We start from the raw sequence: 20,233 nt of genomic DNA on the forward strand, positions 1-20,233 counted from the left end.
CCTGCCACCCGTGGCGACTATTCCGGTGGCCGGACCGAGGTCAGGCCTTCTTGCGCAGCAGCGCCAGGAACATCCCGTCGGTGCCGTGGACGTGCGGCCACAGCTGCACGGTCGGTCCCGCTCCCGGCACGACGACCTGCGCACCGTCGGCCCCCAGCACGAACTCGCGGGCGTCGAGGAGCTCGACGTCGGTGCGCCGTTTGGTCACGTCACCCACGACGAACGACGTCTCGGCCAGGTGGGGACTGCAGGTCGCGTAGGCGATGACCCCACCGACGGCCGTGGCGTCGATCGCGGAGGCGAGCAGCTCGCGCTGGAGCTTGCCCAGGTCGGCGAGATCGGCCGGCGTTCGGCGCCACCGCGCCTCCGGGCGACGCCGCAGCGCGCCCAGCCCGGTGCAGGGGGCGTCGACCAGCACCCGGTCGTACCGGCCGGGCTCGTCCTCGCCCACCAGCCGGCCGTCGCTGGTGCGCACGATGACGGATCGGCCCTCGGCGCGCGCCCTCGCGATGGCCGGTCGCAGCGTCTGCCGCACCAGGTCGGTGCGGTGGTCGCTGACCTCGTTGGCGGTCAGGTCGGCGCCGGCCTCGACGGCCAGTCCGGCGAGCAGCCCGGCCTTCCCTCCCGGGCCTGCGCAGAGGTCGAGCCACTGCTCGGCACCCGAGGACTCGACCGGCACGCGTGCGAGCGCGAGGGCGACCAGCTGCGAGCCCTCGTCCTGGACCGCTGCGCGTCCCTCACGCACCGCCGGTATGCCGCCCGGGTCGCCTCCCTCGAGCACCGCACCGAGCGGTGAGAGCGGCGAGGCGGACGCCCCGGCGTCGACGAGCTCGCGCACGGTGGCCAGCCCGGGGCGGGCGACCAGCGAGACCTTGGCCGGGGCGTTGTCCGCGGTCACCAGCGCGGTGAGCTCGGCGTCCACGGTCTCTGCGGTCGCGGCGCCGTGGCCGAGCAGCGCAGCGCGCAGGGCCTTGACGATCCATTCGGGGTGGGACTGCTCGACGGCCAGCTGTGCGGTGAGCTCGCCCGACGGGACGACCTCCGCCAGCCACGCCTCGAGGTCGCGCTCGCTGACCCGTCGCATGACGGCATTGACGAACCCGGCCGCCCCGGCACCGTTCACCTTGCGCGCCAGGCCCACCGTCTCGTCGACGGCGGCGTGGGTCGGTACCCGCATGCCCAGGAGCTGGTGGGCCCCGAGCCGGAGCGTGTCGAGGACGTTGGGGTCGATCTTGTCCGGGGCCCGCCCGGCCGCCACGGCGATGACCGGGTCGTAGAGGCCGTGCATCCGGATCGCGCCGTAGACGAGCTCCGTCGTGAACGCGGCATCACGCCCCTGGATGCCACGGTCGCGGAGCACCCTCGGGAGCTCGAGGTTGGCGTAGGCGCCGTCGGCGACGGCCCGCAGGACCGTGTAGGCCGCGAGCCGCTGCGGGTCACCACCACGGTTGCGCTCACTCGGTCGCTGCGCAGAGCGTTCCCGGCCACCATGCGTGCGCTCTGGTCGCTGGCGACCCCTGGCATTGCGCCGGCCGCCCTCGTCCGGGTGCGGGTTCCGTGGTCCCTGATCACTCATGGCTGAACCGCTCTCCCACGTCGATACGGACGCCGCGGGCCCAGTCGGCCGCGGCCATCTCCTTCTTGCCGTGCGGCTGCACCGCCGAGAGGCGCACCACGCCACTCGCCGTGCCGACGTGCACCTCACGCTTCCCCGCAGCGAGCTCCCCCGGCGACAGCGCCGGACCGGCATACGCGAGGTCGGGGAGCACGGGGGCGAGCTTGACCCGGGTGTCACGGAAGGTGGACCACGCGCCGGGTGCGGGGGTGCACCCGCGCACCAGGCGGTCGACGGCGACCGCCGGACGGTCCCAGCGCACCTGGGCGTCGGCGACCTCCAGCTTGGGGGCGAGCGACACCCCTTCGTCGGACTGTGGGACCGGGGTCAGGGAGCCGTCGGCGAGCCCGTCCATCGTGGCGACGAGCAGTCCCGCCCCACCCTCGGCGAGCCGGTCCAGCAGGTCGCCCGAGGTGTCGCGGGGGCGGATCCGCTCGGTCATCAGGCCGAACACCGGGCCGGTGTCGAGACCGGCCTCGATGAGGAACGTCGACGCACCGGTCACCTCGTCGCCCGCCATGACGGCGTGCTGCACCGGCGCGGCCCCGCGCCAGGCGGGCAGCAGCGAGAAGTGCAGGTTGACCCAGCCGTGGCGCGGGATGTCGAGCGCGACCTGCGGGATCAGGGCGCCGTACGCGACGACCGGGCACGCGTCGGGGGCGAGCTCGCGGAGCCGGTCGAGGAAGTCGGGGTCCCGGGGACGGTCGGGCGTCAGCACCTCGATGCCGAGCTCCTCGGCCCGCTGGCGGACCGGCGACGTGACGACCCCCCGACCACGCCCGGCCCGGGCGTCGGGGCGGGTGATGACGGCCACGACGTCGTGGGGGGAGGCAACCAGGGCGTCGAGCGACGGCACCGCCGGCGCGGGAGTGCCGGCGAAGACCAGACGCATCACATACCCCGGCCGAAGGTGGCGTGCGGGCTGACCTTGACCACCGGGGTCGTGCCACCGCCCCACTCGGCCTCGCGGATCGCCCGCATGGCCGCCTTGCGCTGCTCGCGGTCCATCCGGTCGATGAAGAGGATCCCGTCGAGGTGGTCGGTCTCGTGCTGGAGGCAGCGGGCGAGCAGCTCGGACCCCTCGATGACCACCGGCTCACCGAACTGGTTGAAGCCCTTGGCGACCGTGCGCAGCGCGCGCGGCGTCTCGAAGCGCAGCCCGGGGAAGGACAGGCAGCCCTCCTCGCCCTCCTGCAGGTCGGTCGACAGGTCGAGGTCGGGGTTGACCAGGTGGCCCAGCTCGCCGTCGACCCAGTAGGTGAACACCCGCAGCCCGACGCCGATCTGCGGAGCCGCCAAACCTGCTCCTGGCGCGTCCACCATCGTCTCGGTGAGGTCCTTCACGAGCTGGCGCAGCTCCCGGTCGAAGTCCACGACGGGCGCCGCGGGCGTGCGGAGGACGGGATCACCGAAGAGGCGGATGTTCTGGATCGACACGCGCAGCAGTCTAGGCGGGGCCTCGCGGCGCCCGATGCAGGGCAAGACCCGCCGCCCGGGGACGACGCGGTCAGGTGGCGGGGTCGCGCGGGTCCATCCGCACCTGGATCGAGGCCTTCTCCTTGCGGGCGCTGCGGACCGACCGCATGGCTGCCAGCGACTCGGCGAGGGCCGCCCGTTGGTCCAGGGGACACCGCAGGAGCATGCGGTCCGCGTCGTCGGCCACCTGGAGCGGTCCGAGGCGGTCGACGCCGTCAGGCAGGTGGGCCAGCCGCAGCGCCGCGTCAACGGCCCGGCGCTCCCCGGTGACCGCGGCGAGGGCCACGGTCGGAGGCAGGGAGAGCTCCCGACGGTCGGCGAGCTCGCGAGCCGCGAACCACGCCGGGTCCCAGCGGACCAGGGCCTCGACCACGGGCAGCGTCGTGTGGGTGGGGGCACCGCACAGCACCAGCTGCCCACCGTCGAGGGCGCCGCGAGTGAGGGCGCCGGCGGCGGTCCAGCGCCGCAGGGCCTCCTCACCAGCATCGAGGGTTGGCCGGTCGAGACTGGCCCAGGCGTCGAGCAGGAGGCACGCGGCATACCCGCCCTCGGCCACCGGCTCGGCGCCCGGGGTGGCGATGACGAGGGCCGGCGTGGCCGCCACCCGCTCGAGGACAGCGCCGGCGCCCGAGGTGTGCACCGGCACCCCGGGGAAGGCCCGGCCCAGCTCTTCGGCGGTGCGCCGGGCGCCGACGACCGACGAGCGCAGCTCGCGACCGCCGCAGTGCCGGCACTCGAACCGGCCCACGCCACGACCGCACCAGCGGCAGGCGGGCTCGGCCCGGCGGGACCCGAGCGCGACGGGGCCGCCGCAGTGCCCGCAGCGCACGGCGGTGCGGCAGGTCTGGCAGGAGAGGGAGGGCACGTAGCCACGGCGGGGCACCTGGACGAGCACGGGTCCGCTCTCCAGCGCAGCCTTGGCCGTGCGCCAGGCGATCGACGGCAGGTGGGCCGATGCGGCCGCGGCATCGCGCTCGACCTCGACGCCCTCGCCCGCGACCTGGACCCGAGGGACCACCCCGCGCACCGACGCACCAGCGATGACGCGCAGGTCGCCGGTCTCGACGAGGCGCTGCACCGCGGCGGTGCGGGTGAAGCCACCGGAGAGCACCGCGGCGCCCTCCACCCGTGCTCGCGCGAGCAGTACGTCACGCACGTGGGGGTAGGGGGCCCGGGGCTCGTCGAGCAGGTCGTCGCCGTCGTCCCACCACGCCACGAGGCCGAGCTCGCGGACCGGCGCGAAAGCAGCTGCGCGGGTGCCGACCACGACGGACACATGGCCCCGCAGGACCTTGAGCCACGCGGTGTAGCGGGCCTGGGGACCTTGGTCGGCGGTGAGGCGGACGTGCCGCCCCGGTCCGAGGGCGGCGGTGAGCGCGGCGTCCACGCGGGCGACGTCGCGGTGGTCGGGCACGACCAGCACGCTCCCGCGCCCGGCGGCGAGCGTGGCGGCGGCAGCAGCGGCCAGCGCGGCCGGCCAGTCCTGCTCGGGGGACACGGTCGGCAGCGCGAGCCACGAGGCGGCGGGCGACTCGCCCGCCGCGAGCCGCGCGAGGTAGGCCGGCCCCGCGGCATACCTGCTCCAGGCCGGGCTGGCGGCGGCCGGCGCCGGGAGCGGGTCCGGAGTGGGCGCCTCGAGGGCGAGCGCCTTCTCCGCTGCCGCGTGGCGGGGCGGGACAGCCAGTCGGAGCACGTCGCCGAGGGTGCCCGCGCACGACGCGGCGACCTCGGTCGCCACCTGCAGCTGGGTCGGCGTCAGCACCGGCTCGGCCGACACCACCCGACGGATCAGCGCGAGCCGTCCCTCGTGCTCGGCCTGCGGTTGCCGGTCGACCACGAACCCGTCGAGGTCCTGACCGGCGAAGCGCACCTTGACCCGGACACCCGGCACAGCCGTCTCGGCCAGCGCCTCGGGCACGAGGTACTCGAAGGGGCGCGCGAGGTGGGCCAGCCCGGTGTCCACCACGACCGAGGCCACCGGGTCGGTGGACGCGGTGGCCTGGTCGGTGGTGCGGGGCGTGCGGGCGGGCTTGGTGAGGGCAGAGCGGATCAGCGCGAGCTGCTCGCCCGCCTGCTCACCCTGTCCGCCCGGTCCACTCACGGGAGCGAACCTAGCGAACGGGTCCGACTAGCCCTTGACTGCCTTCTGCAGCGCCTCGACGCGGTCGGTGCGCTCCCAGGTGAAGGGGTTGTCGACGTGGCCGGCCTCGGTGCGACCGAAGTGGCCGTAGGCCGCGGTCGGCTTGTAGATCGGACGCAGCAGGTCGAGGTCCTGGACGATGGCGCCGGGGCGCAGGTCGAAGACCGACGCGATGGCGGCCTGGATCTTGTCGACCGGCGCCGACTCGGTGCCGAAGGTCTCGACGTAGAGACCGACCGGCTGCGCCTTGCCGATGGCGTAGGCGACCTGGACCTCGCAGCGGCGGGCCAGCCCGGCGGCGACGACGTTCTTGGCGACCCAGCGCATGGCGTAGGCGGCCGAGCGGTCGACCTTCGACGGGTCCTTGCCGGAGAAGGCACCGCCACCGTGGCGGGACATGCCGCCGTAGGTGTCGACGATGATCTTGCGACCGGTGAGGCCGGCGTCACCCATCGGGCCGCCGATGACGAAGTTGCCGGTGGGGTTGATCAGGGTGCGGTAGTTCGACACGTCGAGGTCGGTGCCCTCGTCGGCGAGCTCGGCCAGCACCGGCGAGATCACGTGCTCGATGATGTCGGGGGCGAGCAGGCCCTCGAGGGAGATGTCCTCGGCGTGCTGCGTGGACAGCACCACGGTGTCGAGCCGGACCGCCTTGTCTCCGTCGTAGCCGATGGTGACCTGGGTCTTGCCGTCGGGGCGCAGGTAGGCGACGTCGCCGCTCTTGCGGACCGCGGTGAGGCGCTCGGCGAGGCGGTGCGCCAGGTGGATCGGCAGCGGCATGAGCTCTGCGGTGTCCTCGCACGCGTAGCCGAACATCAGGCCCTGGTCGCCGGCACCCTGCTTGTCGAGCGGGTCCACGCCACCGGTGCGGTTCTCGTAGGCGGTGTCGACGCCCTGCGCGATGTCGGGGCTCTGCTGACCGATCGACACCTCGACCCCGCACGAGGCCCCGTCGAAGCCCTTGGTCGACGAGTCGTAGCCGATGCCCAGCACGGTGTCACGGACGATCTTGGGGATCTCCACGTAGGCCTCGGTGGTGACCTCTCCGGCGACGTGCACGAGGCCGGTGGTCACCATCGTCTCCACCGCGACCCGGCTGCCCGGGTCCTGGGCGAGCATGGCGTCGAGGATCGAGTCGGAGATCTGGTCACAGATCTTGTCCGGGTGACCCTCGGTGACTGACTCGGACGTGAACAGGCGTGCAGACACTCAAATCTCCTTCGGGGCGGCGATCGCTGTCGGTGCTGTCGGTACTGACGGTGGTGACAAAGGGCCGCGAGGACGAGCACGGCTGCGCGACCCCGAGAGTGTACCTAGGTCAGAGGATCTCCTGAACGGCGTCCCACACCGCGGCGGCGACGACCTCCTTGGAGGCCGGCCCGGCGTCGACGACGTGGCTCGAGCCCTGGCGGAGGATGTGCACGGTGTTGTCATCGCGGCCGAAGGTCTTGTCGACACCCACCTCGTTGACCACGAGGAGGTCGCACCCCTTGCGGGCCAGCTTGGCGCGCCCGTGCTCGAGCACTCCACCGTGCTCGTCACCGGTCTCGGCGGCGAACCCGACGATGACCGGTGTGGCCTCCTCGCCGCGCGCCTCGACCAGCCCTGCGAGGACGTCGGGGTTGCGCACGAGCGTGATGGTCGGGGCCGCGTCGGGGTCGGCCGGGTCGTGCGACTTCTTGATCTTGGCGTCGGTGTAGTGCGCCGGGCGGAAGTCGGCCACGGCGGCTGCCATCACGACGACGTCGGCGTCCTTGGCGGCTCGCTCGACGGCGGCCTGCAGCTCGAGGGCGGTCGACACGGGCACGACGGTGACCCCGGGGGGCGCGGCGAGCGCGGTGTTCGCGGCGACGAGAGTCACCGAGGCACCCCGGCTCGCGGCCACGGCAGCCAGGGCGTACCCCTGCTTGCCCGAGCTCCGGTTGCCCAGGTAGCGCACGGGGTCGAGCGGCTCACGAGTGCCTCCCGCCGACACGACGACGGTGCGACCCGCGAGCTCCTGCGAGCCCGGCAGGATCGGCGCTGTCGCGGCTGGCTGGTCGGCGTCGAACGCCATCCGCGTGTGGGGGGCGGGGTGGGCGAGGATCCGCTCGCACACGGCAAACATGGCCTCGGGCTCGGGGAGCCGCCCGGGTCCGGTGTCGGCGCCAGTGAGGCGCCCCGACGCCGGCGGGATGATGTGTATGCCGCGTTCGGCCAGCGTGGACACGTTCGCCTGCGTGGCCGCGTGCTCCCACATCTCGGTGTGCATCGCCGGGGCCATGACGACCGGGCAGCGGGCGGTCAGCAGGACGTTGGTGAGCAGGTCGCCGGCCAGCCCGTGGGCGGCCTTGGCGAGCAGGTCAGCCGTGGCGGGCGCGACGACCACGAGGTCGGCGGTCTGGCCCAGCCGGACGTGCGGCACCTCGTGCACGGAGTCCCAGACCTCGGTGTGCACGGGTTTGCCCGACAGCGCCTCCCACGTGGGTGCGCCGACGAACTGCAGCGCGGAGGCGGTGGGCACGACCGTCACGTCGTGCCCCGCCTCGGTGAACAGCCGCAGCAGCGAACAGGCCTTGTAGGCCGCGATGCCACCACTGACACCGAGGACGATGCGCGCCATGGTGGTGGTTCTCAGCCCTCGATCGGCTCGGAGGTGACGAGGCCCTCGTTGATCTCACGCAGCGCGATGGACATCGGCTTCTCGTGCACCTGGCTGTCGACCAGCGGGCCCACGTTCTCGAGCAGGCCCTCCTGGAGCTGGGAGTAGTACGCGTTGATCTGGCGGGCGCGCTTGGCCGAGAAGATGACCAGGGCGTACTTGGAGTCGGCCTTGGTGAGCAGGTCGTCGATCGGCGGGTTGGTGATGCCGATCGGGTTGGCGACGGTTCCAGACACGGGGGTACTCACTTCTGTAGGTCTTGTCTTGACTGCTGACGTTCTCGTGGTGACGGCGTCGTCAGTGCGATCGCATCAATGATACGAGTTCTTCGGCCGCACGACGAACGTCGTCGTTGACGATGGTCACGTCGAACTCGTCCTCGGCGGCCATCTCGACCTTGGCCGTCTCCAGCCGACGGGTGCGTTCCGCCTCGTCCTCGGTGCCGCGACCGACCAGCCGACGGACCAGCTCGTCCCAGCTCGGCGGGGCCAGGAAGACGAACAGGGCCTCCGGCATGGTGGCCCGCACCTGGCGCGCGCCCTGGAGGTCGATCTCCAGAAGCGCCATCCGGTGGTCGCGCAGCGCCTGCTCGACGGGGCCACGTGGGGTGCCGTAGTGGTTGAACCCGTGCACGATCGCCGACTCGAGCAGCTCGCCGTCCCGCTCCATCCGGGCGAACTCGTCGGTGTCGACGAAGTGGTAGTGCGTGCCCTCCACCTCGCCGGGGCGGGGCTGGCGGGTCGTGGCACTCACGGAGAGCCACACCTCGGGGAAGTTGTCGCGCACGTAGGCGGACAGGGTGCCCTTGCCGACCGCGGTGGGACCGGCGAGCACGACGAGCCGCCTCGGGCGGTCCTCGCCTGCGGGAACGGGTCGGCTCACGCCTCGTCGAAGCGCGTGAGCAGAGCCGAGATCTGGTTGGCGCCGAGACCACGGACGCGGCGGCTCTCGGAGATGCCGACCTCCTCCATGATCTGGCGGGCGCGGACCCGGCCGACACCGGGCATCGACTCCAGCAGCGCGGAGACCTTCATCTTGCCGACGACCTCATTGGCCTTGCCGTCGGTGATGACCTCCTTGAGGGAGCCTTGCGCGTACTTCAGACGGTTCTTGACCGCAGCACGCTCCCGGCGGGCGACTGCAGCCTTCTCGAGGGCCGCGGCACGCTGCTCCGGGGTCAACGGGGGTAGGGCCACGGTGGTACTCCTTGCAGGCAGGTCGGCACGTACTTCGTGTCACGTCATGGGTCGATCCGTGATGTCTTCCGACAATAGCAACCGCGCACGGGGGTTTCGCGTCGAGGTGGCCCCCACGTGCCCTCCAGGGGAGCCGTCAGCGCAGCAGGGCGCCCAGCGCGGCGCTGGTCTGGAGGGCGCGGTCACGCAGGGACGCGACGTCCGGTCCGGCCGTCAGCACCTCCCGGCTGCTGGCCGGCAGGACGTTCGGGAGCGCATCGCCGAAGACCCGGCGCAGGTCGTCCGTGGTGCCTCCCTGGGCACCCACGCCCGGTGACAGCAGCGGTCCGTTGACCGCTGCCAGGTCGAGCTGGAGCTCCTGGACGGCTGTCCCGACCGTGGCCCCGACGACCAGGCCGACGCTCCCCAGCTCACCCCTGGCGGCCGCGGCGGCGTTCTCGGCGGCCGCCGACGTGACCATGCTCTCAGCGACGCTCATCTCGCGCAGTCGGGCGTGTTGCACCGTGCGCCCCTCCGGGTTGGAGGTGAGCGCGAGCACGAAGACCCCTCGGTGGGTCTGCGCTGCCAGGTCGAGCGCGGGCCGCAGCGACTCGAAGCCGAGGTAGGGGCTGACCGTCAGGGCGTCGCCGGGGGCGACGGCGTCCTTGCCGAGGTAGGCCTCCGAGTAGGCCGCCATGGTCGAGCCGATGTCGCCGCGCTTGGCGTCGAGGATGACCAGGGTGCCCGCCTCGCGCAGCGCGTCGATGGCGCCCTCGAGGATGGCCACGCCCCGCGACCCGAAGACCTCGAAGAACGCGGACTGGGGCTTCACCACGCCCACGTGCCCGGCGAACGCCTCGACGCAGGCGTCGGTGAACCGGGCCAGGCCGTCGAGGTCGTAGCCGAGGCCCCACGACTCGACCAGCGCACGGTGCGGGTCGATGCCGGCGCAGAGCGGGCCGTGGGTGTCCGTGGTGGCGCGCAGCCGCTGCCCGAAGGTCAGTCCGGTCATGCTCGGCTCCGTGGTCGTGCTCGTGGTGTTCGTCATGCCACCCTCCCGTGGGCCACACCGACGACGTCGGTGAACCGCTCGAATCCCTTGTCCTCCAAGAGCCCCGCCAGCTCTCGGCCCACGCGCACCGGGGCGCTCGGGTCGTTGAAGGTCGCCGTGCCCACCTGGACGGCACTGGCTCCGGCGGCGACCAGCTCGAGGGCGTCGCGTCCGGTGCGCACTCCCCCGACGCCGATGATCGGCACCGTGGGCAGCCGCCCCTCGAGCATCGCCGCCCGGGTCTGCCAGATCGCGCGCACCGCGACCGGGCGGACCGCTGGCCCGGAGAGGCCGCCGGTGACCCCGGCCACCTGGGGCCGGAGCCGGTCGGTGTCGATGACCATGCCGAGCAGGGTGTTGATCATCGTCAGTCCGTCGGCGCCGGCCTTCACGCAGGCCTGCGCGACGCCCACGATGTCAGTCACGTCGGGCGTCAGCTTGGCGAAGATCGGCACGTCGCGGGGCAGCTGCTCGCGGACCAGCGCGACCACCTTGGCGCTGGCCATCGGGTCGCAGGCGAAGACCAGCCCGCGGTTGGCGACGTTGGGGCAGGAGATGTTGACCTCGACCCCGACGACCGCGTCGAAGGCGGCACTGGCCCGCAGGGTCGCCGCCACGTCGGCGAACTCGCCGCTGGTGTTGCCGGCGATGGACACGAGGGTGCGGGCCCCGGCCTGCTTCAGCCAGGCGAGGTCCTGGTCGACGAACGCGGAGATGCCCGGACCCTGGAGTCCGATCGAGTTGAGCATCCCCGAGGGCGTCTCGGCCATCCGTGGGGTGCCGCGGCCGGAGCGCGGGTCGGCCATCACGGACTTGGTCACGAAGGCCCCGAGCTCACGGATGTCGAAGAACCGGGCGAGCTCGCGCCCGTTGGCCGCGCAGCCGGAGGCGGTCATCATCGGGCTCGGCAGGGTCGCGGCGCCGAGGCGCACCGACATGTCGACCGGCATCAGTGACCCCCCACCCGAGGTGCACCGAGGGCGTCGGCGGGCACGGCGCACCGCCCGTCCGAGAACGCGTCCCAGCGCACCCGGTCGCCGCGGAAGACCGGGCCCTCGACACACGAGCGCACCATGCGGGTCGCCCCGTCCGTTCCGGTCACCGGCATCACGCAGGTCATGCAGACGCCCACCCCGCACGCCATCGACTCCTCGACCGCCACCTGCGCCACGGCGCCCTCGGCCGTGGCGACATCGGTGACGGACTTCAGCATCCCCATCGGCCCGCAGCCGTAGACGACGGCCGCGCCGGTGCGCCGGATGACCATCGCGAGGACGTCGGACACCCAGCCCTGGTTGCCCATCGAGCCGTCATCGGTGGTGACGGTCACGCCGTCGGCGTAGCGGCGGGCCTCCAGGACGCCGAAGAGCTTGGACTCCGTGGCGGCACCGAGCACCATCTCGACGTGGCAGCCACGCCCGCGCAGCGCCTCGGCGAGCCAGAACAGCGGTGCGCTGCCGTAGCCACCGCCGACGAGGACGCACGCCACCGGCTCGGTGGGCAGTGGGAACGGGCGGCCGAGCGGGCCGACGATGTCGACCTCGTCGTGGGCCCGCAGGGTGCTGAGCCACTCGGTGCCGGCGCCGACCGCGGAGATCACCACGTCGACCGTGCCGCCGTAGGTGCCGGACGGGCTCACCTTGTGGATCGAGAAGCACCGTCGCAGCAGGTTCGCGCTGGTGTCGCCGCCGACCGCCAGGGCGACGAACTGACCGGGGCGGGCCAGCTCGGCCAGGCCGGGTGCCACGAAGGTGAGGTGGTGGTAGGCGCCGGCCCGGCGGGTGGCGATCAGCTCGCCCGTCACCTGGACGACGCTGGACCCCTCGAGGCCGGTATGCCGCGTGCTCGCCGCGCTCACGCGACACCCCCCGCGTTGCCGGGCTTCCTGGGCGCGGCCCCCACTCCGGTGCCGACCCCGTAGAGGTCGAGGTCGCGGGCGTGCTCCTGGAGCGGCTTCACGGTGAACTCACCCTGCATCTGGGCCTCGATGCCCTGCACGGCGGCGGCCAGCTCCTGGACCGTGGTGACGATGGGCTTGTCCATCGAGGTCGTCGCCGCCCTGATCGCGTAGCCGTCGGCCCGCGCGTTGGGACCGCTCGGCGTGTTGACGACCATGGCGATCTGGCCGTCGAGGATGAGGTCGACGATGCTGGAGTCGCCTTCCTCGCGCTCACTGTGCTTGTGCACGACGTCGGACGGGATCCCGTTGCGCCGCAACACATCCGCGGTGCCCGTGGTCGCGACGATGGTGAAGCCGAGGTCGGCGAGCCGCTTGACCGGGAAGATCATTGCCCGCTTGTCGCGGTTGGCGACCGAGACGAAGATCTTGCCCTCGCGCGGCAGGCCGGAACCCGCCGCGAGCATGCCCTTGGCGAAGGCGGTCCCGAAGTCCTGGTCGATGCCCATGACCTCGCCCGTGGAGCGCATCTCCGGCCCCAGCAGGCTGTCGACCACCTGTCCGTCCTTGGTGCGGAACCGCTTGAACGGCAGGACCGCCTCCTTGACCGCGACCGGGGCGTGGCTGGGCATCGAGCCCCCGTCACCGTGGGGCGGCAGCAGGCCCTCCTCGCGCAGCTCCTTGATGGTGGCGCCCAGCATCACCCGGGCCGCGGCCTTGGAGACCGGGACGCCCGTGGCCTTCGCGACGAACGGCACGGTCCGGGAGGCCCGGGGGTTGGCCTCGAGCACGTAGAGGATGTCCTGCGCGAGGGCGAACTGGACGTTCATCAACCCGCGCACACCAATGCCTTCCGCGAGCTTGAGGGTGGCCTCGCGGACCCGCTCCAGCTCGGCGACCCCGAGCGTCACCGGCGGGAGGGTGCAGGCCGAGTCGCCGGAGTGGATGCCGGCCTCCTCGATGTGCTCCATGATCCCGCCGAGGTACATGTCCGTGCCGTCGTAGATCGCGTCGACGTCGATCTCGATGGCGTCGTCGAGGAAGCGGTCGACCAGCACCGGGTGCTCTGGGCTCGCGACGGTGGCCCGCGTGACGTAGGTGGCCAGGGTCTCGTCGTCGTAGACGATCTCCATGCCGCGTCCACCGAGCACGTAGGAGGGCCGCACCAGCACCGGGTAGCCGATCTCGCGCGCCACCTCGACCGCCTCGGCGGCGCTGTAGGCCGTGCCGTGCTTGGGCGCCGGCAGCTGGGCTTCGGCGAGGACCCGGCCGAAGGCGCCACGGTCCTCGGCGAGGTCGATCGCCTCGGGGCTGGTGCCCACGATCGGCACACCGGCCTCCTTCAGCGCCTTGGCGAGCCCGAGCGGGGTCTGGCCACCGAGCTGCACGATGACCCCGGCGACCGGACCGGCCTGCTGCTCGGCGTGCACGACCTCGAGGACGTCCTCGAGGGTCAGCGGCTCGAAGTAGAGGCGACTGCTGGTGTCGTAGTCCGTGGAGACGGTCTCGGGGTTGCAGTTCACCATCACCGTGTCGTAGCCGGCGTCGCGCAGGGCGAAGCTGGCGTGCACGCAGGAGTAGTCGAACTCGACGCCCTGGCCGATCCGGTTCGGGCCGCTGCCGAGGATGAGGACCGCCGGCCGCTCGCGGGGCGCGACCTCGGTCTCCTCGTCGTACGCGCTGTAGTGGTACGGGGTCGTCGCGGCGAACTCGGCCGCGCAGGTGTCGACGGTCTTGTAGACCGGGCGCACCCCGAGGGCGTGCCGCACGCCGCGGACGACCGCCTCCGGCATGCCCCTCAGGGAGGCGAGCTGGGCGTCGCTGAAGCCGTGCCGCTTGGCCAGCCGCAGCAGGGCCGGCGTGAGCTCGGGCGACGCCGCGACCCGGCTGGCGATGGCGTTGATGAGGGCCATCTGGTCGAGGAACCACGGGTCGATGCCGGTGGCCTCGTGCACCTCCTCGACCGAGAGCCCGCCGCGCATGGCCTGCTGCACGGTGACGATCCGACCGTCGGTCGGTGTCTTCGCCGTGTGCAGGAAGGTGCGGGCCTGCTCCTCGCTGGGGGTCGGGCCATCCCAGTGGAAGGTGCTGCCCTTGCGCTCCAACGAACGCAGGGCTTTCTGGAGCGCCTCGGTGAAGTTGCGGCCGATGGCCATCGCCTCGCCGACGGACTTCATCGTCGTGGTGAGGGTCGGGTCGGCGGCAGGGAACTTCTCGAAGGCGAACCGCGGCACCTTGACCACCACGTAGTCGAGGCTCGGCTCGAACGATGCCGGGGTCTCGCGGGTGATGTCGTTGGGCACCTCGTCGAGGGTGTAGCCGATGGCCATCTTCGCGGCGATCTTGGCGATCGGGAAGCCGGTCGCCTTGGACGCCAGGGCAGAGCTGCGCGAGACGCGCGGGTTCATCTCGATGACGATGATGCGGCCGTCGACCGGGTTGACCGCGAACTGGATGTTGCAGCCACCGGTGTCGACGCCGACCTCGCGGATGATCGCGATGCCGATGTCGCGCAGCCGCTGGTACTCGCGGTCGGTGAGGGTCAGCGCCGGGGCCACCGTGATCGAGTCGCCGGTGTGCACGCCCATCGGGTCGAGGTTCTCGATGGAGCAGACCACCACGACGTTGTCGGCGTGGTCGCGCATCACCTCCAGCTCGTACTCCTTCCACCCGGTGATCGACTCCTCGAGGAGCACCTCGGTGACGGGCGAGTACTGCAGGCCGGCACCCGCGATGCGGCGCAGGTCGGTCTCGTCATAGGCGAAACCGGACCCGAGGCCACCCATCGTGAACGACGGGCGGACGACCACGGGATAGCCGAGCTGCGTTGCGGCACTGACGCATTCGTCCATCGAGTGGCAGATGACGGACTTGGCCGACTCCGCACCGCAGCGCTCGACGACGCCCTTGAACTTCTCGCGGTCCTCGCCGAGCTGGATGGCGTCGACGTTGGCCCCGATGAGCGGGCAGTCGTACTTCTCCAGGACTCCGGAGTCGTGCAGCGAGATCGCGCAGTTGAGGGCGGTCTGGCCGCCGAGGGTCGCGAGCACCGCGTCGGGACGCTCGCGGGCGATGATCGCCTCGACGATCTCGGGGGTGATCGGCTCGACGTAGGTGGCGTCGGCGAACTCCGGGTCGGTCATGATCGTCGCCGGGTTGGAGTTCACCAGGATGACGCGGATGCCCTCCTCGCGCAGCACGCGGCAGGCCTGGGTGCCGGAGTAGTCGAACTCGCAGGCCTGGCCGATGACGATCGGCCCCGACCCGATGACGAGGACGCTCTTGATGTCTTCCCGCTTCGGCATCAGGCGCGGTTTCCCTTCTCGTTGTTGCTCATCAACTCGACGAACCGGTCGAACAGGTAGGCAGCGTCGTGCGGACCGGCGGCCGCCTCCGGGTGGTACTGGACCGAGTAGGCGGGGAGGTCGAGGCACTCGAGGCCCTCGACCACGTCGTCGTTGAGACACACGTGCGAGACCCTCACCCGCCCGTAGGCCGTGCCGTCGGCATCGGCGGGCGCCGTCACCTCGCGGTCGGTCGGGGCGTCGACGGCGAACCCGTGGTTGTGGGCGGTCACCTCGACCTTGCCGGTGGTCCGGTCCATCACCGGCTGGTTGATGCCGCGGTGGCCGTACTTCAGCTTGTAGGTGCCGAAGCCCAGCGCGCGGCCGAGCAGCTGGTTGCCGAAGCAGATGCCGAAGAAGGGGATCCGCGCGTCGAGCACCTGGCGCAGCACCGCGACCTCCGCGTCCGCGGTGGCGGGGTCGCCCGGGCCGTTGGAGAAGAACACGCCGTCGGGGCCGCCCTCCCCCACCGCCACGATGTCGTCGATGGTGGAGGTGGCCGGGAGCACGTGCACCTCGATGCCGTGCTGCGCCATGAGGGTGGGCGTCATCGCCTTGATGCCCAGGTCCAGGGCGGCGACGGTGAACCGCCGCTCCCCCACGGCCGGCACGACATACGCCTCGTCGGTGCTCACCTCGGCGGCCAGGGCCGCTCCCTTCATCAGCGGCGCCTGCTGGACCGTCTCGACCAGCTCGGCGACGGACCGCTGCGCCTTCTCGCCGGAGAAGATGCCCACGCGCATCGCCCCGCGCTCGCGCAGGTGGCGGGTCAGCGCGCGGGTGTCGATCCGGCTGATGCCGACCACGCCCTGCTCGACCAGTGCGTCCTCGAGCGAGCGCTGCGACCTCCAGTTGGACGGTCGCAGGGCGGGGTCACGCACGACGTAGCCGGCGACCCAGATCCGCCCCGACTCGTCGTCCTCGTCGTTGATCCCGGTGTTGCCCACGTGCGGCGCGGTCATCACGACCACCTGCCGGTGGTAGCTCGGGTCGGTCAGCGTCTCCTGGTAGCCGCTCATCCCGGTGGAGAAGACGGCCTCCCCGACGGTCTGCCCGGTCGCGCCGTAGGCGTCACCGCGGAAGGTGCGGCCGTCCTCGAGGACGAGGACGGCGGGGGCCCGGTCCAGGCCCAGGTCGAACCCAGTGGCAACGGCGCTCATGATGTCGTCTTTCCGGTGCTGTCGGTGTGCTCGTCGGACCGCTGTGCGGACGGTGCGGCGTCGGTGTGGCGTGCGGACGGGTCGCCGGACTGCTCGACGGTGGAGGTCTCGGAGCTCTCGGTGGTCTCGGAGCTCTCGGTGGTCTCCGAGGTCTCAGCGGTCTCAGCGGTCTCGGCGGGCTCGGGGGTCTCGGCGGGCTCGGGGGTCTCGGCGGGCTCGGGGGTGTCCCCGGTGTGCCACCACAGGGCCGACTCGACCCGCTCGACGTCGGCCTTGTAGCGCGGCAGGAAGCCGGTCTCGTAGACGTCGCCGTTCTCGGCGCGCCACTGCAGGACGACGAGGCGGTTGCCGCCGACGAACTTGCCGACCATGCCGCGCTCGCGCCGGGCCGAGCGCAGGCGCGCCGCGGGGATGACCACCGTCGCCTCGCCCTGGCGGTCGATGCGCACCAGCTCGTCGGCGTCGCCCCGGCTCACGATGAGGGTCGCCTTGGCGCGGTTGCCCAGCCCCTCCACCGTGACCCGCTCCAGGCGGTTCTCGGCCGTGGTGGTGCTGACGTAGATGCCCTCCACGATGACCTGTGCGGGCTTCTCCTTCAGCGCGGGCGCCTCGAGGGAGTGGTCGCGGGACGTCCGGCTGCGCTCCGCGGCGATCGCCGCGGACTCGTGCTGGTGGCGCTTGCGCACCCACGCGGCATACAACAGGGCGTAGATGAGCCCGAGGGCCACGAGCATGACGCCCACGGCTTGCAGACGGGTCACGCGACGGCTCCCTTCTGGGCCGTCACGCGGCCGCCGAACACCGTGGCGTGGACGGCGCCCCGGAGCGTGCGGCCGTGCCACGGGTTGTTGCGCGACAGCGAGAGGGAGGCGCTGCGGTCGACCGTCACGGTGGCGGTCGGGTCGACCAGCGTCAGGTGCGCGGGCGACCCCTCGACGAGGGGCTGGCCGTGGGAGGTCAGCCCGGCGATGCGGGCCGGTGCCTGCGACATCACCCGCGCCACGCCCGCCCAGTCGAGGAGGCCCCCGGCGACCATCACGTCGCTCACCACGGACAGTGCCGTCTCGAGCCCGAGCATGCCGAACGCCGCGTCGACGAAGGCGTGCTCCTTGTCGTGTCGGGCGTGCGGCGCGTGGTCGGTCGCCACTGCGTCGATGGTGCCGTCGGCCAGTGCGGCGCGCAGGGCGTCGACGTCCTCCTGGGGGCGCAGCGGCGGGTTCACCTTGTAGGTGGGGTCGTAACCGCTGAGCAGGTCGGTGGTGAGGACGAGGTGGTGCGGCGTGACCTCGGCCGTGACGGCGATCCCCTGCGCCTTGGCCCACCGGATGACCTCCACGGTCCCGGCCGTCGACACGTGCGCGACGTGGACCCGGGAGCCGGTGTGTCGCGCGAGCATGACGTCGCGGGCCACGATCGACTCCTCGGCGATGCCGGGCCACCCCGGCAACCCGAGGCGACCGGAGAGCTCGCCCTCGTGGGCGCAGGCCTGGGCACCGGCGAGGTGGGGGTCCTGGGCGTGCTGGGAGACGACGCCACCGAAGGCGCGGACGTACTCCAGGGCGCGACGCATCACCCGCGAGTCGTGGACGCAGTGGCCGTCGTCGGAGAAGACCATCACCCCGGCGCGGGAGCGGTGCATGAGCCCGAGCTCGGCGAGCTCCTCGCCGGCCAGGCCCTTGGTGACGGCCCCGACCGGCACGACGTCGACCAGCCCGGCGGCCCGACCGAGGTCGAGGATCCGCTCGGCCGCCTCCGCGGTGTCCGTCACCGGGGTGGTGTTGGCCATGGCCAGGATCGCGGTGAAGCCACCGATCGCGGCGGCGGCAGACCCCGAGGCGATCGTCTCCGCGTCCTCGCGGCCCGGCTCGCGCAGGTGGGTGTGCAGGTCGACCAGCCCGGGCAGCGCCACCAGGCCGTCGGCGTCGAGGACGTCGGCCCCCTTGGCCGAGCGGATCGTGCCGACCTCGACGATCCGGCCGTCCTCGACGAGCAGGTCCTGCGCCCCCGCTCCCGCGAGGTCCGCTCCGGTGACCAGCAGCGTGCTCATGCGGTGCCTTCCTCTCCGGCCAGCAGGTGGTAGAGGACGCTCATCCGCACCGCGACCCCGGCGCTGACCTGGTCGAGGATGAGCGACTGTGCTGCGTCAGCCGCGTCCGCGCCGATCTCGAGCCCTCGGTTCATCGGGCCCGGGTGGCAGATGACGACGTCGGGGTTCGCGGTGACGAGGGTGTCGAGCCGGGGGCGGGTCAGGCCGTAGCCGACCGTGTACTCGCGCGCCGTCGGGAAGAATCCGCCGCTCATCCGCTCGCGCTGCACCCGGAGCATCATCACCGCGTCGGCAGTGGGCAGGACCGCGTCGAAGTCGTGCGTGAGGTCGAAGCCCTCGGCCTTCGCCCAGGCCGTGATGCCGCTGGGCATCAGCGTCGGCGGCGCGACCAGGGTGACGCGGGCGCCGAGCGTCTTGAGGGTGATGAGGTTGGAGCGTACGACGCGCGAGTGGGTGAGGTCGCCGACGATGAGGACGTGCCGGCCCTCCAGGCTCCCGAGCCGGCGCTCCATCGTGTAGGCGTCGAGCAGGGCCTGGGTCGGGTGCTCGTGCATGCCGTCACCGGCGTTGATGACGTGGGCGTCGACCCACTGGCTGACCTGGTGGGCCGCGCCGCTGGCGTGGTGTCGGATGACCAGCGCGTCGACTCCCATCGCCGCGACGGTCAGCACCGTGTCGCGCAGGGACTCGCCCTTGGACGTCGAGGAGCCCTTGCCGCTGATGTTGATGACGTCGGCCGACAGCCACTTGCCGGCGATCTCGAACGAGCTGCGGGTGCGGGTGGAGTCCTCGAAGAAGAGGTTCACCACGGTGCGCCCGCGCAGGGTGGGGAGCTTCTTGACCTCGCGCTGCTGCACTCCGTGCATCTCCGCCGCGGTGTCGAGGATGGCCCGGACCTGCTCACGGTCCAGGTCCGCCGACGACAACAGGTGCCGCTTGGTATGCCGAGTGCTTGCCTGCTGCTCGCGGGTCACGGTGCTGCTCGTGGTGGCGGTGGTCATCGGGTCTCCCCTCCGGCGATGGTGACCTGGTCCTCGACGTGGTCGGGCTCGCTGAGCCGCACCCTGACCTTCTCGCTGCTCGAGGTCGGGAGGTTCTTGCCGACGTGGTCGGCGCGGATCGGCAGCTCGCGGTGGCCGCGGTCGACCAGCACGGCGAGACGCACGATCCTCGGGCGGCCGAGGTCGGAGAGGGCGTCGAGCGCGGCCCGGACCGTGCGGCCGGAGTAGAGCACGTCGTCGACCAGCACCACGACCTTGTCGTCGATCCCGGTGGGCGGGATGTCGGTGTGCATCGGGCTGCGGGTGGGCTGGCGGCGCAGGTCGTCGCGGTGCATGGTCACGTCGAGCGCACCGACCGCGACCGGGGTGCCCTCGACCTCCTCGATGAGCGCCGCGAGCCGTCGCGCCAGGGCAACCCCGCGGGTCGGGATGCCCAGGACCACCAGGTCGGCCGCGCCCTTGTTGTGCTCGAGGATCTCGTGCGCGATCCGCCGCAGGACGCGCGCGATGTCCGACTCGGTCATCACCGAGCGGGCGTCGTCACCGGAGACGGCTTCGGGGACGGGAGCCGTGGGCGGGGCCGCCGAGGGTGCCGCAAAGTCAGGACGCATCGCGTCAGGACCTCCTTCCCTGCCTCACAGGACAGGTCGTTAAAGGATGTCGTTCGCGGGCGACTCTACCTCGTG

General features: G+C 72.3%; 18 protein-coding genes. All 18 read right to left on the reverse strand.

The window, feature by feature from the left end; all coding sequences use genetic code 11:
* Positions 1-40 precede the first annotated feature (40 nt).
* A complete protein-coding gene (locus AC1DWJ_RS02945) occupies positions 41-1,576 on the reverse strand; it encodes an RsmB/NOP family class I SAM-dependent RNA methyltransferase (protein ID WP_457255502.1) in 1,536 nt (511 codons plus the stop codon).
* Positions 1,569-2,507, reverse strand: a complete 939-nt coding sequence (gene fmt, locus AC1DWJ_RS02950) for a methionyl-tRNA formyltransferase (RefSeq protein WP_457255503.1) — start codon at positions 2,505-2,507, stop codon at positions 1,569-1,571. The genes AC1DWJ_RS02945 and fmt overlap by 8 nt, the downstream gene beginning before the upstream one ends.
* Positions 2,507-3,052, reverse strand: coding sequence for a peptide deformylase (def, locus tag AC1DWJ_RS02955; RefSeq protein ID WP_457255504.1), 546 nt, complete (start codon positions 3,050-3,052; stop codon positions 2,507-2,509). Before def ends, fmt begins: the two co-directional genes overlap by 1 nt.
* Before the next feature lie 70 nt (positions 3,053-3,122).
* Positions 3,123-5,192 (reverse strand): primosomal protein N', encoded by a 2,070-nt coding sequence (locus tag AC1DWJ_RS02960; RefSeq protein WP_457255505.1) that lies wholly within the window; start codon positions 5,190-5,192, stop codon positions 3,123-3,125.
* Between the two features lie 27 nt (positions 5,193-5,219).
* Complete coding sequence (metK, locus tag AC1DWJ_RS02965) at positions 5,220-6,440, reverse strand: methionine adenosyltransferase (protein WP_457255506.1); 1,221 nt, start codon at positions 6,438-6,440, stop codon at positions 5,220-5,222.
* A 109-nt stretch (positions 6,441-6,549) separates the two neighbouring features.
* Positions 6,550-7,833 (reverse strand): bifunctional phosphopantothenoylcysteine decarboxylase/phosphopantothenate synthase, encoded by a 1,284-nt coding sequence (locus tag AC1DWJ_RS02970; protein ID WP_477619950.1) that lies wholly within the window; start codon positions 7,831-7,833, stop codon positions 6,550-6,552.
* An 11-nt stretch (positions 7,834-7,844) separates the two neighbouring features.
* On the reverse strand, positions 7,845-8,108 hold the full coding sequence (gene rpoZ / locus AC1DWJ_RS02975; protein WP_457255508.1) for a DNA-directed RNA polymerase subunit omega: 264 nt from the start codon (positions 8,106-8,108) through the stop codon (positions 7,845-7,847).
* A gap of 61 nt (positions 8,109-8,169) precedes the next feature.
* On the reverse strand, positions 8,170-8,754 hold the full coding sequence (gene gmk, locus AC1DWJ_RS02980) for a guanylate kinase (protein ID WP_457255509.1): 585 nt from the start codon (positions 8,752-8,754) through the stop codon (positions 8,170-8,172).
* Complete coding sequence (gene mihF, locus AC1DWJ_RS02985) at positions 8,751-9,068, reverse strand: integration host factor, actinobacterial type (RefSeq protein ID WP_056923337.1); 318 nt, start codon at positions 9,066-9,068, stop codon at positions 8,751-8,753. Before mihF ends, gmk begins: the two co-directional genes overlap by 4 nt.
* A 136-nt stretch (positions 9,069-9,204) precedes the next feature.
* On the reverse strand, positions 9,205-10,095 hold the full coding sequence (pyrF, locus tag AC1DWJ_RS02990) for an orotidine-5'-phosphate decarboxylase (protein WP_457255510.1): 891 nt from the start codon (positions 10,093-10,095) through the stop codon (positions 9,205-9,207).
* Complete coding sequence (locus AC1DWJ_RS02995) at positions 10,092-11,048, reverse strand: dihydroorotate dehydrogenase (RefSeq protein ID WP_477619951.1); 957 nt, start codon at positions 11,046-11,048, stop codon at positions 10,092-10,094. The genes pyrF and AC1DWJ_RS02995 overlap by 4 nt, the downstream gene beginning before the upstream one ends.
* Positions 11,048-11,956 (reverse strand): dihydroorotate dehydrogenase electron transfer subunit, encoded by a 909-nt coding sequence (locus AC1DWJ_RS03000; RefSeq protein ID WP_477619952.1) that lies wholly within the window; start codon positions 11,954-11,956, stop codon positions 11,048-11,050. Before AC1DWJ_RS03000 ends, AC1DWJ_RS02995 begins: the two co-directional genes overlap by 1 nt.
* On the reverse strand, positions 11,953-15,300 hold the full coding sequence (gene carB / locus AC1DWJ_RS03005; RefSeq protein WP_477619953.1) for a carbamoyl-phosphate synthase large subunit: 3,348 nt from the start codon (positions 15,298-15,300) through the stop codon (positions 11,953-11,955). Before carB ends, AC1DWJ_RS03000 begins: the two co-directional genes overlap by 4 nt.
* Positions 15,300-16,499 (reverse strand): glutamine-hydrolyzing carbamoyl-phosphate synthase small subunit, encoded by a 1,200-nt coding sequence (gene carA, locus AC1DWJ_RS03010; protein WP_457255514.1) that lies wholly within the window; start codon positions 16,497-16,499, stop codon positions 15,300-15,302. The genes carB and carA overlap by 1 nt, the downstream gene beginning before the upstream one ends.
* Complete coding sequence (locus AC1DWJ_RS03015) at positions 16,496-17,260, reverse strand: PH-like domain-containing protein (RefSeq protein WP_457255515.1); 765 nt, start codon at positions 17,258-17,260, stop codon at positions 16,496-16,498. The genes carA and AC1DWJ_RS03015 overlap by 4 nt, the downstream gene beginning before the upstream one ends.
* Positions 17,257-18,546, reverse strand: coding sequence for a dihydroorotase (locus AC1DWJ_RS03020; RefSeq protein WP_457255516.1), 1,290 nt, complete (start codon positions 18,544-18,546; stop codon positions 17,257-17,259). The genes AC1DWJ_RS03015 and AC1DWJ_RS03020 overlap by 4 nt, the downstream gene beginning before the upstream one ends.
* On the reverse strand, positions 18,543-19,547 hold the full coding sequence (locus AC1DWJ_RS03025) for an aspartate carbamoyltransferase catalytic subunit (RefSeq protein ID WP_457255517.1): 1,005 nt from the start codon (positions 19,545-19,547) through the stop codon (positions 18,543-18,545). The genes AC1DWJ_RS03020 and AC1DWJ_RS03025 overlap by 4 nt, the downstream gene beginning before the upstream one ends.
* Positions 19,544-20,158: a bifunctional pyr operon transcriptional regulator/uracil phosphoribosyltransferase PyrR gene (gene pyrR / locus AC1DWJ_RS03030; RefSeq protein ID WP_457255518.1), complete on the reverse strand. Its 615-nt coding sequence runs from the start codon at positions 20,156-20,158 to the stop codon at positions 19,544-19,546. Before pyrR ends, AC1DWJ_RS03025 begins: the two co-directional genes overlap by 4 nt.
* Positions 20,159-20,233 lie beyond the last annotated feature (75 nt).

This window comes from Pedococcus sp. P2_D7, assembly GCF_056404295.1.

Coding starts and splice junctions, on each gene's coding strand:
- AC1DWJ_RS02945 (WP_457255502.1), bottom strand. CDS start 1,576: ATGAGTGATCAGGGACCACGGAACCCGCACCCGGACGAGGGCGGCCGG.
- fmt (WP_457255503.1), bottom strand. CDS start 2,507: ATGCGTCTGGTCTTCGCCGGCACTCCCGCGCCGGCGGTGCCGTCGCTC.
- AC1DWJ_RS02970 (WP_477619950.1), bottom strand. CDS start 7,833: ATGGCGCGCATCGTCCTCGGTGTCAGTGGTGGCATCGCGGCCTACAAG.
- pyrF (WP_457255510.1), bottom strand. CDS start 10,095: ATGACGAACACCACGAGCACGACCACGGAGCCGAGCATGACCGGACTG.
- AC1DWJ_RS02995 (WP_477619951.1), bottom strand. CDS start 11,048: ATGCCGGTCGACATGTCGGTGCGCCTCGGCGCCGCGACCCTGCCGAGC.
- carB (WP_477619953.1), bottom strand. CDS start 15,300: ATGCCGAAGCGGGAAGACATCAAGAGCGTCCTCGTCATCGGGTCGGGG.
- carA (WP_457255514.1), bottom strand. CDS start 16,499: ATGAGCGCCGTTGCCACTGGGTTCGACCTGGGCCTGGACCGGGCCCCC.
- AC1DWJ_RS03020 (WP_457255516.1), bottom strand. CDS start 18,546: ATGAGCACGCTGCTGGTCACCGGAGCGGACCTCGCGGGAGCGGGGGCG.
- AC1DWJ_RS03025 (WP_457255517.1), bottom strand. CDS start 19,547: ATGACCACCGCCACCACGAGCAGCACCGTGACCCGCGAGCAGCAGGCA.
- pyrR (WP_457255518.1), bottom strand. CDS start 20,158: ATGCGTCCTGACTTTGCGGCACCCTCGGCGGCCCCGCCCACGGCTCCC.